Origin of the sequence: Nordella sp. HKS 07 (genome assembly GCF_011046735.1) — a bacterium.
Classification (GTDB): Bacteria; Pseudomonadota; Alphaproteobacteria; order Rhizobiales; family Aestuariivirgaceae; genus Taklimakanibacter.
Genome location: NZ_CP049258.1, coordinates 3,210,019 through 3,222,625, shown reverse-complemented (window position 1 = coordinate 3,222,625; position 12,607 = coordinate 3,210,019). Strand labels below are relative to the sequence as shown.

The window sequence follows — 12,607 nt, the reverse complement described above, 5'->3', positions numbered from 1 at the left end:
GCTGGATGGCCGGGTCAAGCCCGGCCACAAGCTTCTCGGGCTGATGTGTGGGATCAGACGACCGTCACCTTGGCGCCCATCTTCACATGCTGGAACAGCTCGCTCACATCGGCATTGTGCATGCGGATACAACCTGACGATGCCGCTTTGCCGATCGAGGCCGGCTCGTTGGTGCCGTGGATGCGGTAGATCGTGCTGCCGAGATAGATGGCGCGCGCGCCGAGCGGGTTTTCCGGGCCGCCCGCCATGAAGGCCGGCAGTTCGGGGCGGCGCTTGCGCATGGTCGCCGGCGGGCGCCAATCGGGCCATTTCACCTTGGCCGACACCGCATTGGTGCCTGACCATTCGAAGCCGCGCTTGGCGGTCGCGACCTTGTATTTCACCGCCTTGGCATCGCCCAATATGTAATAAAGCGCGCGATCCTTGGTGACGATGACGATCGAGCCCGGCTGCTGGCTGGTCGCGAAATCGACGACCTGGCCGCGCTTGAACTGTGCCGGCTCGGCCCTGGTGGCGGTGCCGAAGGCGAGGGCGGTCATCAGAACGGAAGCGGCGATCAGGCTGCGGGACAGGGTGGCAAAGCGGGTGGTCACGGATAGTCTCCTCTCAAACATGGCGCCGAAACTAGGGCGAGAGGGCTGAACCCGTTCTGAAACCGGCGTTCATCCGGCGTTTAGGAGTTTTGACACCGGACGGCCGGGGCTCTATTTCCGTTAGCACGCCCAGAAGGATCCCCGTCCATGCAGACCGTCACCACCTTCCCGCGTCAGGTGAAGGAAATCGAGAATATCTGGATTCCCCTGTCCGACGGCACGCGGCTCGCCGCCAGGGTCTGGCTGCCGGAGGATGCCGAGGCAAGGCCGGTGCCGGCGATCCTCGAATATCTGCCCTATCGCAAGCGCGACGGCACGATTATCCGCGACGCGCTGACCCATCCCTATTTCGCCGGCCATGGCTATGCGGCGATCCGCGTCGACATGCGCGGCAATGGCGATTCCGAGGGACTGCTGTTCGACGAATATACGAAGCAGGAACAGGATGACGCGCTGGAAGTGATCGCCTGGCTCGCAGGCCAAACATGGTGCTCGGGTTCCGTCGGCATGATCGGCATATCGTGGGGCGGCTTCAACGGGCTCCAGGTGGCGGCGCGCAAGCCCCCTGCCCTCAAGGCCATCGTCACCTTGTGCTCGACGGATGACCGCTATCAGGACGACATCCACTACAAGGGCGGCTGCGTCATCAACGAGCATATGGCCTGGGCCGCCACCATGTTCGCCTATTCGTCCCGCCCGCCCGATCCGGTCCTCGTCGGCGATGCGTGGAAGAAGATGTGGATGGAGCGGCTCGAGAACCTGCCGATGCTGATCGTGCCTTGGCTCTCGCACCCGCATCGCGACTCCTACTGGAAGCATGCGAGCGTCTGTGAGGATTTCGGCGCCATCGAAGCCGCCTGCCTGATTGTCGGCGGCTGGAACGATGCCTATTCCAACGCCATACCGCGGCTGATGACCGGCCTGCGCTCGAGCTGCAAGGCGATCATCGGTCCGTGGATCCACAAATATCCGCATTTTTCGATGGTGGGTCCGCGCATCGGCTTCCTGCAGGAGGCGCTGCGCTGGTGGGATTTCTGGCTCAAGGGCGAGCCGACCGGCGTGATGCGCGATCCCGCCTACCGCATCTATGTGATGGACGCGATCGAGCCCGGCAATGGCGGGCCCGACGAGTGGCCGGGCCGCTGGATCAGCGAAGAGGTGTGGAATGCCGGCAATACCGAGATCAAGCAGTGGTATCTCAATGAGGACGGCATAGGTGGTGCCGGCCAGGCGGAGACGCCGCTCACCGTTTCGTCGCCCCAGGATATCGGCCTCGATGCCGGCGACTACTGCATCATGTTCAACGGTTCGGGCTTTCCGGGCAACCAGACGCGCGACGATGCCGGATCGCTGACCTTCGATTCCCCGGCTCTCGTCTCCGACATGGACATTGTCGGCCGGCCTGCCGTGGAGCTCGACTTCTCGGTCGACAGGCCGGTCGCCTTCGTGGCGATCCGGCTCAACGATGTGTGGCCCTCGGGCGAGGTCACGCGCATCACCTATCAATTGCAGAATCTCTGCCAGCGGGTGAGCCGCGACTACCCGTCGGCGCTCGAGCCCGGCAGGCGCTACAAGATGAAGATCGCGCTCGACGACATCGCCTGGCGCATCCCCAAGGGCCATAAATTGCGGGTCTCGATCTCGACCACCTACTGGCCCCTGATGTGGCCGGCGCCCGAGCCGGTGCGGCTGACACTCTATGCCGGCTCATCGCGTGTCCATGTGCCGATCAGGCGGCAGATCGCCAATGAGGCGGGCCCGAGCTTCAAGCCGGCGGAAGGTGCCGAGCCCGCGAAACTGAAGGAACTCGCGCGGCCGAGCGCCAGCCGCAATGTGCGCATGGACGAAGCTACGGGCGAGACGGTCATCGAGGAGAAGGACGACAACGGCCGCTTCGAAATCGAGCCGCATGGCCTGGTGATCCGCTCCGTGATCGAGAAGACCTATCGCATCAAGCAGGACGATCCTTTGTCGGCCCGCATGGAGACGCATTGGACCGAGGAAGTGGGACGCGGCGACTGGCGGACGCGGGTCGAGACGTATACGCGCCATGAGTCGACGAAGACGCATTGGATCATCTGGGGCCGCATCGAGGCGTTCGAGGACAACGAGCAGGTGTTCAGCCGCGAATGGAACGAACAGGTCGAACGCAAACTGAATTGATCGTACGGCGCGAACTTGGCCTCATCACGCTCGTCGTGCGCGATTACGACGAAGCCATCGGCTTCTATGTCGGCAAGCTCGGCTTCGCGCTGCGCGAGGACAAGCGGATGTCCACTACCAAAAGATGGGTGGTGGTGGCGCCCAAGTCCGAGGGGGACCGGACTCCTGCTGGCGCAGGCGGCCAATGAGAGCCAGCGCGCTGCCATCGGAAATCAGAGCGGCGGCCGAGTCTTCCTGTTCCTGGAAACGGACGACTTCGAGCGCGATCACGCGATCTTCGCGGCACGCGGCGTGCACTTCCTCGAAGCGCCGCGTCACGAGGCCTATGGTACGGTGGCTGTCTTCGAGGATATCCATGGAAATCGCTGGGACCTTATCGAACGCAAATGACGACGCCACAAGACAGCCCAATCTGTATCGCGGCCGCGATCATCTTCAACGAGGCGGGGCATGTTCTCGTGGTGCGCAAGCGTGGCGCGTCCGTCTTCATGCAGCCGGGCGGCAAGATCGAGCCCGACGAGACGCCGGTCGCGGCCCTGAGGCGGGAGCTCCGCGAAGAAATCGCTCTCACGATCGGCGAGGATGCGCCGGTCTATATCGGGCGTTTCATGGCCGAGGCGGCGCATGAAGCCGATCGGGTCGTGGTGGCCGATGTCTTCGAGGTGCCGCTCACCGGCGCCGTCGCCGCCGCGGCGGAGATCGAGGAGATCCGCTGGGTCGATCCATTCGCGCTCGACCTGCCGCTCGCCGTTCTGAGCCGCGCGCATATCATGCCGGTCGCCCGCTCGAGGAAGGGGAATTTGAGATGAAGAATGTGCTGATCACGGGGGGAAGCCGCGGCATAGGCCGGGAAGCCACGGTCCTCTGTGGCGAAAGGGGCTGGTCGGTCGGCGTCAACTATGTCGGCAACCAGGAGGCGGCGGAGGAAACGGTCGCCATGGTCCGCCAGGCCGGCGGCCGGGCGGTGGCGATCAAGGGTGACGTTGCCGTGGAAACCGATGTCGCCGCCATGTTCGATACGGCGGAACGCGCCTTCGGCCCGCTTACCGGTGTCGTCATCAATGCCGGCATCGTCGCTCCTTCCCAGCCGCTCGCCGAGATGAGCCTCGACCGGCTCAAGCGCATATTCGAGGTCAATGTGCTGGGCGCCTATCTGTGCGCGCGCGAATGCGCCAGGCGTCTGGCGCGCGACCGTGGCGGCGAAGGCGGCTCAGTGGTGCTGATGTCCTCGGCCGCCGCGCGGCTCGGTGCTCCCTTCGAATATGTCGACTATGCCGGATCGAAAGGCGCGCTCGACACCCTGACTATCGGCCTTTCCAAGGAGCTCGGCCCGCAAGGGGTCAGGGTCAATGCGATCCGGCCCGGTCTTATCGAGACGGATATCCATGCGAGCGGCGGCCAGCCGGACCGGGCGCACCGGCTCGGCGCCACGGCACCGATGGGGCGGCCCGGCACGGCGCGCGAGGTCGCGGAAGCCATCGTCTGGCTGCTCAGTGATGCCGCATCCTACACGACGGGCGCTATTATCGACGTCTCCGGCGGGCGTTGAGTTGCGTGGCAATAATGAAGGAACCTGGGTCTTTGCGGCCGTCCTTCACCCCGGCAAGCCTGCTTTGCTCAATCCCTCGGCTAGTTTGGCAAGGTCGCCTGAGCTGCGCACGGGGAAAAGATCGGTAATCCGTGATATCCGAAGTCCCGGCTCCTGAACCCGCAAGCGCGCCACGGCGGCCCTGGCTATGGCCGGCCTTTCGCAATGGGCCGCACTCGCGGCAAGAATGCTATTTGCCAGAGCATAATTTGGCTGATTTTCAACGGCTGCCACCGCCATCACGAGTGCCTCCTCATGGCGACCGGCGAGAAAATGTGCCGCGGCGGTCGCCGCTTGCATGTTGAACATATTTGGGTCCTGAGGGCTCAAACGCATGGCGCGCGACACATGGTCGATCGCCGCGACAGGCTCGCCTAGCCACACTTTCACCCAACCGCTGAACAGCCAAGCCGAGGCGAAATTGGGATTGAGCGAGAGAGCGCGCGTGATCATGGCATCGCCGCTGTCGAGATCGCCGATTACATAAGCGAGAGCAACGCCAGCCGCGGTCAGCGCCGTTGCATCATCCTTGCCGAGCGCCGCGGCGCGCCGTGCCAGCCGCTCCGTTTCGGCCATCTCCCACGCGTCGATGGAACGCCAGCCGAAGGCCTTACGCTGGGCATAACTGCGCGCCGCCATCCCATAGGCAGATGCAAAATTCGAATCGAGTTCGATTGCCCGGTAGAAATGCGTGAACGCCGACTGGTTACTCTCCTCACTCATTTGATAGAAGGCAGCCATGCCCCGCATATAGCATTGATAGGCATCAAGGCTTTCCGTCGGTTTGCTCTTCACCCGCGCGATCTCGGCTTCCTCCAATTTAGGGAAGATGGCGCCGACAACCCGCATGGTCACCTGGTCCTGCAGATCGAAAATATCCTCAAGTGCGCCTTCGAAACGGTCGGCCCAGATCTGGATGCCGGTCGCGGCATCGATGAGTTGCCCAGTGATGCGCACCCTGCTTCCCGATTTGCGCACACTGCCTTGAAGGACATAACGCACGCCAAGCTCACGCCCGACCTGCTTTACATCGACCATCCGGCCCTTATAGACAAAACTCGAATTGCGAGCGATGACGAACAACCACTTGATCCGAGACAGCGCGGTTATGATCTCCTCTACGATCCCGTCGGCGAAATACTCCTGCTCGGGATCGCCACTCAGATTGTCGAAGGCGAGAACCGCGATGGAGGGCTTATCTGGAAGCGGCAAAGGCTGAGGCGAGCGCGGCTCCGCCGGCGCGCCATAGCGCAGCACATAGGCGCGCACCGGCCGGGCGATGTTCTTGAGTTGGCACTCGCCTAGATCCTCTGCGGCCATAGCGATCTTACCGAAGACCGCGTCGTGGACGCTCGCGGCGATGCAAATGCCGGCCGGCGGCGCCAGAGCTTCGAGGCGGCTGGCGATATTTACGCCATCGCCATAGATGTCGGAGCCTTCCTCGACGATGTCACCGAGATTGATGCCGACGCGCAGCAGATTTCGGTTCTCTTCCGCTGCCGTGGCATTGGCTTCGGCAGTTTGGGCCTGGATCGCTTGAGCGCATGCTACCGCGTTGACGGCACTGGTGAACTCGATCAGCACCCCATCGCCCATGACCTTGACAATCCGGCCGGCATGCTCGCCGACCAGCGGCCCAAGGATCTCTTCGCGCCATTGCTTGAGTGCGACCAGCGTGCCCGCCTCATCGGCCTCCATCCGGCGCGAATAGCCGACGATATCCGCGACCAGGATAGCGGCAAGACGGCGAAGCGGTCGCGTTTCGGCCATGTGAGCGGACCAGGGAATATTTCCCCGATACTAGATCACGGCAACCCGCGACGAAACCGGCAAAAGCCGTCACCTGTCAGCGCGTTTGGATCGTAGACAGGCGACTTCCGGCTGGATGACGAGTGTCAGCCGTTGACCACCTTGCGGTGGCGGCGGTCCTGCAGCGGCTGATAGGCAAGGCGCGCGTGATATTCGCAATAGGGCGAGCTATCGCGCGGCCGGTGACCGCAGAAGCAGAAATCCTCGGCCCCCGGGTCGCCGATCGGCCATTTGCAGGTCTTGTCCGAGAGATGAAGGATGGTGACGCGGCCATCCTTGGGCAGGTCGACCAGCCGCAGGGGCTGGGGTTCCGGCATCGGCAAGGACCGCGGCTGCACTTCGCTGCGCAAGGTCGGCTTGAGCGCCGTGGCGCCTGCGGTGGGCAGATGGATGGAGGGGGTGACCCGGCCCGGCGGGCTTGGCTCCCTGGCGCGGCGGGGACGCGGCACGGAACTGCGGGGCTGGGGTGCCCGGCCCGACAGATTGAGACGGTGAACCTTGCCGATGACGGCATTGCGCGTGACCCCATTGCCAAGGCGCCCCGCGATCTGGCTGGCGCTCAGCCCTTCCGTCCAAAGCCGCTTCAAGAGCTCCACCCGCTCATCCGTCCAGGACATCTTATCGCCTCCGTGGCTGGCCCCAATCTCGCTATTCACCGCTTCGAATCCCTCATCTTTCACCGACCCGCATGACCGGCGTACTTTGCCCAGAACTGACAAGATTAACGCTACATCTCGTAGCTTGATGGCCCCACCATACAATATGCCGTGACTCGCCATCAAGAATCAGGCGCCGACTTTATGAGGTTTTCCCCAACTTCCGGAGTTTCCCCCTCAAGTCGCCCCAGCGCCGCGTGGTTAAAGAAAGCCTAACAGGCACGGGAATCCAGGGTCTATGCGGCGGTTTGACTCAGGTGGGGCCGCGATTGACCCACAGGGAGGGAACCCATATAACCGCTTCAGGGATTTGCTGCGCCGCCACAGAGCCTCGTGGCGGCATTTTCATTTGGACCACGACGATGATCACGCCTGTCCTGCCGACCTATAAGCGCACGCCGCTGGCTTTCGACCATGGCAAGGGCATGCGCGTCTATACGGAAGACGGGAAGGAATATCTCGATTTCGGCGCCGGCGTCGCGGTCACAAGCCTCGGCCACGCCCATCCGCGCCTCGTCCAGGCCCTGACCGAACAGGCCCAGAAGCTCTGGCATACCTCCAATCTCTATATAATCCCCGGACAGGAGAAGCTCGCCAGGCGCCTGACGGAAGCAACCTTCGCCGACACCGTCTTCTTCACCAATTCCGGCGCCGAGGCGCTCGAATGCTCGATCAAGATGGCGCGCAAGTATCATGCGGCCAAGGGACATCCGGCCCGCTTCCGCATCATCACTTTCGAGGGCGCCTTCCATGGTCGAACCCTCGCCACCATCGCCGCCGGCGGCCAGGCCAAATATATCGAGGGCTTCGGCCCCAAGGTCGACGGTTTCGACCAAGTTCCCTTCGGCGACGAGAAGGCGCTGCTTGCCGCGATCACGCCGGCGACCGCCGGCATCCTGATCGAGCCGATCCAGGGCGAAGGCGGGTTGCGCCCGGTTCCGCCCGGCATGCTCAAGCGGCTGCGCGAGATCTGCGACGAGCATGGGCTCCTGCTGCTGCTCGATGAGGTGCAATGCGGCGTCGGACGCACCGGCAAGCTCTTCGCCCATGAATGGGCGGGCGTCACACCCGATATCATGGCCATCGCCAAAGGCATCGGCGGCGGCTTCCCGGTCGGCGCCTGCCTCGCCACGGAGAACGCGGCGCAAGGCATGACGGCGGGCACGCATGGCTCGACCTTCGGCGGCAATCCTCTTGCCATGGCGGTCGGCAATGCGGTGCTCGATGTCGTGCTCGCCGACGGCTTTCTCGACCTTGTCCGTCAGCGCGGCCTCAGCCTCAAGCAGAAGCTCGCGGCGCTGAAAGACAGCCATCCCGACATCATCGAGGACATCCGCGGCGACGGTCTGATGATGGGCCTCAAGACGAAGGTGCCGAATACCGATCTCATCGCGGCCGCCCTCGACGAGCAGCTCCTCACCATCGCCGCCGGCGACAATGTTGTGCGCCTCCTGCCGCCGCTCATCGTCACCGACGAGGATCTCTCAGAAGCCGTGGCGAAGCTCGACCGCGCCTGCCAATCCCTCAAATCCAAGCGCGGCTGAGTGACCTGTCATGGCCGGCGACATCCGTCATTTCCTCGATATTTCAGATTTCACCGCAGCTGAGCTCAGAGCCATCCTCGACCGCTCGCTGGCGATGAAGAACGCGCGCCGGAATCAGCCGAAAGGAACGGTCGAGCAAGGCGCTCCGCTCAAGGGCCGCATGCTGGCGCTGATTTTCCAGCGGCCCTCGACGCGCACGCGCGTCTCCTTCGAAGTGGCGATGCGGCAGCTCGGCGGCGAAGTGCTCGTCATCTCGGCCAACGACATGCAACTCGGCCGCGGCGAGACGGTGGCCGACACGGCGCGTGTGCTGTCGCGTTATGTCGATGCGATCATGATCCGCGCCAAGAGGCACGATCACCTGATGGAGCTCGCGGAGCATGCGAGCGTCCCTGTCATCAACGGCCTCACCGACAAGTCGCATCCCTGCCAGGTCATGGCCGACATCATGACCTTGGAGGAGCATCGCGGCGCCATCGACCGGCAAACGGTCGCCTGGGTGGGCGACGGCAACAATGTCGCGACCTCGTGGATCCATGCGGCGACCAAACTCGGCGGCGAATTGCGGCTCGCCTGCCCGGCGGAACTCGCTCCCGACAAGGAAGCGGTGAGCTGGGCGGCGCGCCACGGGGGCAAGATCAAGGTCACGACATCGGCCGAGGAAGCCGTCACGGACGCCTCCTGCATCGTCGCCGATGTCTGGGTCTCCATGCATGACACCGACGGCGCGGCGCGCCACAATATGCTGAAGCCCTACCAGGTGAATGAAGCCCTGATGCGCAAAGCCCGGCCCGATGCGCTGTTCATGCATTGCCTGCCCGCCCATCGCGGCGAGGAGGTCACCGCCCAGGTCATGGATGGCCCGCAATCGGTGGTATTTGACGAAGCCGAGAACCGTCTCCATATCCAGAAGAGCATTCTTCTCCGCTGCCTCGGCGCTGAATGACGCCATAAATTACAGCTAGCACTCAAGGGCGAGAGCCTCTCTTGCCCCTGCAAAAACACGTGAACAGCATGACCAACCTTCCCGACAACACCGTGATGCCTTTTGAAATCAAGCCCTTGGGCGTGCGCGGGCGGATCGTGCGTTTAGGGAACGTGGTCGACGACATCCTGCACAAGCACGATTATCCGGCCCCGGTCTCGGCCCTTCTCGCCGAGGCCGTCGCACTCACCGCCATGCTGGGCGCTTCGCTCAAATTCGACGGCAAGTTCATCCTGCAGACCAACAGCGACGGACCGGTCGACCTGCTGGTCGCCGACTTCTCCGCCCCTGGCGGGATCCGGGGCTATGCGCGCTTCGACGCCGACATGGTGGCGAAGCTCAAGTCGCCGACACCGCAGGCGCTGCTCGGCAAGGGGCATCTCGCCATGACCATCGATCAGGGTGTCGGGATGGAGCGCTATCAGGGCATCGTGTCGCTGGGTGGCGTGTCGCTGACCGAGGCGGCCCTCGGCTATTTCCAGCAATCCGAGCAGATCCCGACCCGGCTCCGGCTCGCGGCCGGCGTGCTGGCGCAGCGCGGCGCCCGGCCCGAGGCCTGGCGCGCCGGCGCCATCATGGTGCAGCATCTGCCGCGCCACGGCGGCATCAGCCCCATGCCGCTCCATTCAGGCGATGTCCCGGAAGGCAAGGAAGAGACGGTGGTCGAGGATGATCACTGGGTGAAGGCGCGCCTGCTCCTCGACACCGTCGAGGACCATGAGCTGCTCGACCCGCTGGTGACGCCCGAGGAACTGCTCTATCGGCTCTATCACGAGGATGGCGTGACGGTCTATCCGGCGGTGACGCTCGAGCGGCACTGCACCTGCTCGCGCGACAAGGTCGGCGACCTGCTCAAGAGCTTCTCAGATGACGACCGGGCGGCGATGAAGACCAACGGCATCATCGACGTCACCTGCGAGTTCTGCTCTACGCACTACCAGTTCGCGCCGGAGGAAGTGGAGCCTGAGACGCAGCCGCAGTAGGGCCGCGTCCGGCGCGTACGCGCTCGATGGTCTCGTAATCGACGACCATCTTGCCAACCGGAAGCAGCGAGGCGACCGCGAGCTTCAGATGCTGCACGGCGAAGGGTATGCCGATGATGGTGATGCCAAGCGCCACGGCGGCGGTGATGTGCCAGACCGCCAGCCACCAGCCGCACAGCACGAACCAGATGATATTGCCGACGAGCCCCAGCGTGCCGGTGCCGAGATCGTCCTGGCCGGTGAGCTCCTTGCGCGAGATCACGTCGCGACCGAAGGGCCAGAAGGAAAACATCGCCAGATTGAAGCAGGAGCGCACCCACGGGATGCCGACGATGGTGATCGCCATGAGCACGGTGGCCAGGAGCCAGCCGAGCCCCGACAGGAACCCGCCGAGGATGAACCACAGGATATTGAGAAGCAGGGTCATGTCGGCCTCATGTGAAAATCCGCGCCAGATATGGGGAGAATGACAAGCGAGCGCAATAGCACCCCCTTCGCCCCGCTTTAGCGGAGGGCTGTCCGGGGAAACTTGCGACATGCCAGAGAAAATCACATTAGGAATGGGATCGAGTCACATCTTCTCTAACGAGACTCAGAACTCACCATCATTCCCCTTCTTCCGCAAGCAAGCGGGAGAAGGGGAAAACAGGTAAGGCCTTGCGTATTGCAATGAATTTCCCCGGACATCCCTGCGCTTTAGCGGGGAGAGGGTGACCTCAGTTCACGCAGTGGCGGATGAGCCGCTTCATGAAGGTCTCGCATTTCTCCATTTCGGAAATGGCGATGAACTCGTCAGGCTTATGGGCCTGCTCGATGGAGCCCGGGCCGCAGATGATCGCGGGGATGCCGATCTCCTGGAAGAGGCCGGCCTCGGTGCAATAGGACACGGCTTCGGCGCCGTTGGCTTCGGCCAGATGCAGCGCCAGATGCTCCGCGGGAGAGTCCTGCTCGGGGCGCAGCCCCGGCACGACATTGGTGCGATCGGTCCTGATGCCGGTATCGGATGACACGGCATGCATTGCCGGCTCCAGTGTTCTGGCGAAGGCGTTGAAGCGCGTCGGCACTTCTTCCGGATCGGCGCCCGGCAGAAGCCGCGTCTCCCACCGAAAGCCGCAGCGGCGTGGAATGATATTCTTGGCGGTACCGCCTTCGATCAGACCGACATGCACTGTCGTGTAAGGCGGGTTGAAGCGGCCCGACGGGTCGCCCCGCTCGCGCATGTCAGCCGCGATGCGGCCGATCTCGGTGAGAAGCTCGCCCGCCACCAGGATGGAATTGACGCCGAGATGCGTGCAGCTCGAATGCGCTTCGAGGCCGGTCACCTCGGTCGCGAAAGTGTGCGCCCCCTTATGGGCGTTCACCACCTTCATCAGGGTCGGCTCGCCGACGATGACCGCCTTGGGCTTCGGCAGATGCTCCTTGATATAGGCGACGAGCGGGCGCACGCCGACGCAGCCCACTTCCTCGTCGCAGGACAGCGCCAGATGGATCGGGACTTTGAGCTTCGCCGCCTTGAAATCCGGCACCAGCGCCAGAGCGGTGGCGAGAAAGCCCTTCATGTCGCAGGTGCCGCGGCCATAGAGGAGACCGTCCTTTTCCGTCATCGTGAAGGGATCGGTCGTCCAGTCCTGGCCGTCGACCGGCACCACATCGGTATGGCCCGACAGAACGATGCCGCCCAGATCCTCGGGGCCGATCGTGGCATAGAGGTTGGTCTTCTTGCCCGACTCGAAATCGACGCGCAGGCTCTTGACGCCCCAGTCGGCGAGATAGCTCTCGACGAAATCGATGAGCGGCAGATTGCCGTCGCGGCTGGTGGTGTCGAAAGCGACGAGACGAGCCAGCATGTCGCGTGGCGTGAAGCGGGTTCCAGTCATGAAAAGTCAGTTGATCTGTCGGTGGGATTGGGGGGAATCGAGTGAAAAGGCGGGAATGGCCACATCGAAGCGCTCGCCGCCCGAGGTCTCCATCTCATATGTCCCGACCATGATGCCGGACGGCGTCGCGAGCGGTACGCCGGACGTATATTCGAAGCTCTCGCCGGGCGCCAGGGTCGGCTGCTCGCCGACAACACCGTCGCCTTTCACCTCCTCATGGCCGCCGCGGTCATCGGTGATCTGCCAATGGCGGCTGCGCAAGGTCACGATCTCCACGCCCCGGTTCTCGATGGTGATCGTATAGGCCCAGAAGAAATGATCTTCGTCCGGCCGCGACTGGCTTTGCAGATAGCGCGGCTGAACGACGACACGGATATTGCGGGTGGTGCTTTCATACATGGGGCCACTT

The 12,607-nt window shown here is 63.5% G+C and carries 11 protein-coding genes and 2 pseudogenes; 7 read left to right on the top strand and 6 right to left on the bottom strand.

Features of this window, described 5'->3' with window-relative positions:
* Positions 1–53 precede the first annotated feature (53 nt).
* Entirely contained in the window at positions 54–593 is a 540-nt protein-coding gene (locus G5V57_RS15160) for a L,D-transpeptidase (RefSeq protein ID WP_246737634.1), read from the bottom strand.
* Positions 594–740: 147 nt separating this feature from the next.
* Here G5V57_RS15160 and G5V57_RS15155 point away from each other — a divergent pair, with 147 nt between their 5' ends.
* The 4 genes and pseudogenes from G5V57_RS15155 (at position 741) to G5V57_RS15140 (ending at position 4,305) form a co-directional block, all read left to right on the top strand.
* Positions 741–2,756 carry a CocE/NonD family hydrolase gene (locus G5V57_RS15155; protein WP_165168354.1) on the top strand — a complete coding sequence of 672 codons (2,016 nt, stop codon included), beginning with the start codon at positions 741–743 and terminating at the stop codon, positions 2,754–2,756.
* A pseudogene (locus G5V57_RS15150) lies at positions 2,723–3,146 on the top strand (VOC family protein). Before G5V57_RS15155 ends, G5V57_RS15150 begins: the two are co-directional and overlap by 34 nt.
* Complete coding sequence (locus tag G5V57_RS15145; protein WP_165168352.1) at positions 3,143–3,565, top strand: NUDIX domain-containing protein; 423 nt, start codon at positions 3,143–3,145, stop codon at positions 3,563–3,565. Before G5V57_RS15150 ends, G5V57_RS15145 begins: the two are co-directional and overlap by 4 nt.
* Positions 3,562–4,305 (top strand): SDR family oxidoreductase, encoded by a 744-nt coding sequence (locus G5V57_RS15140; RefSeq protein ID WP_165168350.1) that lies wholly within the window; start codon positions 3,562–3,564, stop codon positions 4,303–4,305. The genes G5V57_RS15145 and G5V57_RS15140 overlap by 4 nt, the downstream gene beginning before the upstream one ends.
* A 45-nt stretch (positions 4,306–4,350) precedes the next feature.
* Here the strand turns inward: G5V57_RS15140 and G5V57_RS15135 are convergent, their stop codons facing one another.
* Positions 4,351–6,114, bottom strand: a complete 1,764-nt coding sequence (locus tag G5V57_RS15135) for an adenylate/guanylate cyclase domain-containing protein (RefSeq protein ID WP_246737633.1) — start codon at positions 6,112–6,114, stop codon at positions 4,351–4,353.
* 125 nt (positions 6,115–6,239) lie between these two features.
* Positions 6,240–6,770 (bottom strand): GcrA family cell cycle regulator, encoded by a 531-nt coding sequence (locus G5V57_RS15130; protein WP_165168348.1) that lies wholly within the window; start codon positions 6,768–6,770, stop codon positions 6,240–6,242.
* 386 nt (positions 6,771–7,156) lie between these two features.
* On the opposite strand from G5V57_RS15130, the gene G5V57_RS15125 reads away from it, so the two are divergent.
* The 3 genes from G5V57_RS15125 to G5V57_RS15115 all read left to right on the top strand — a co-directional run bounded on the left by G5V57_RS15125 (position 7,157) and on the right by G5V57_RS15115 (position 10,321).
* Positions 7,157–8,353, top strand: a complete 1,197-nt coding sequence (locus G5V57_RS15125; protein WP_206530309.1) for an aspartate aminotransferase family protein — start codon at positions 7,157–7,159, stop codon at positions 8,351–8,353.
* A gap of 10 nt (positions 8,354–8,363) precedes the next feature.
* A complete protein-coding gene (gene argF, locus G5V57_RS15120; RefSeq protein WP_165168344.1) occupies positions 8,364–9,299 on the top strand; it encodes an ornithine carbamoyltransferase in 936 nt (311 codons plus the stop codon).
* A 68-nt stretch (positions 9,300–9,367) separates the two neighbouring features.
* On the top strand, positions 9,368–10,321 hold the full coding sequence (locus G5V57_RS15115; RefSeq protein WP_165168342.1) for an Hsp33 family molecular chaperone: 954 nt from the start codon (positions 9,368–9,370) through the stop codon (positions 10,319–10,321).
* A 25-nt stretch (positions 10,322–10,346) separates the two neighbouring features.
* Here G5V57_RS15115 and G5V57_RS15110 read toward each other — a convergent pair.
* From G5V57_RS15110 to apaG, 3 genes and pseudogenes are all read right to left on the bottom strand, one after another.
* Positions 10,347–10,748: pseudogene (locus G5V57_RS15110) on the bottom strand (YccF domain-containing protein); the annotation flags it as partial.
* 289 nt (positions 10,749–11,037) lie between these two features.
* Positions 11,038–12,198, bottom strand: a complete 1,161-nt coding sequence (argE, locus tag G5V57_RS15105) for an acetylornithine deacetylase (RefSeq protein ID WP_165168338.1) — start codon at positions 12,196–12,198, stop codon at positions 11,038–11,040.
* A 6-nt stretch (positions 12,199–12,204) separates the two neighbouring features.
* Complete coding sequence (gene apaG, locus G5V57_RS15100; protein ID WP_165168336.1) at positions 12,205–12,597, bottom strand: Co2+/Mg2+ efflux protein ApaG; 393 nt, start codon at positions 12,595–12,597, stop codon at positions 12,205–12,207.
* Positions 12,598–12,607 lie beyond the last annotated feature (10 nt).

What these genes read in the sequence shown, in the direction of transcription:
- G5V57_RS15155 (WP_165168354.1), top strand. Translation starts at nt 741, where the DNA reads ATGCAGACCGTCACCACCTTCCCGCGTCAGGTGAAGGAAATCGAGAAT.
- G5V57_RS15145 (WP_165168352.1), top strand. Translation starts at nt 3,143, where the DNA reads ATGACGACGCCACAAGACAGCCCAATCTGTATCGCGGCCGCGATCATC.
- G5V57_RS15140 (WP_165168350.1), top strand. Translation starts at nt 3,562, where the DNA reads ATGAAGAATGTGCTGATCACGGGGGGAAGCCGCGGCATAGGCCGGGAA.
- G5V57_RS15135 (WP_246737633.1), bottom strand. Translation starts at nt 6,114, where the DNA reads ATGGCCGAAACGCGACCGCTTCGCCGTCTTGCCGCTATCCTGGTCGCG.
- G5V57_RS15130 (WP_165168348.1), bottom strand. Translation starts at nt 6,770, where the DNA reads ATGTCCTGGACGGATGAGCGGGTGGAGCTCTTGAAGCGGCTTTGGACG.
- argF (WP_165168344.1), top strand. Translation starts at nt 8,364, where the DNA reads ATGGCCGGCGACATCCGTCATTTCCTCGATATTTCAGATTTCACCGCA.
- G5V57_RS15115 (WP_165168342.1), top strand. Translation starts at nt 9,368, where the DNA reads ATGACCAACCTTCCCGACAACACCGTGATGCCTTTTGAAATCAAGCCC.
- argE (WP_165168338.1), bottom strand. Translation starts at nt 12,198, where the DNA reads ATGACTGGAACCCGCTTCACGCCACGCGACATGCTGGCTCGTCTCGTC.
- apaG (WP_165168336.1), bottom strand. Translation starts at nt 12,597, where the DNA reads ATGTATGAAAGCACCACCCGCAATATCCGTGTCGTCGTTCAGCCGCGC.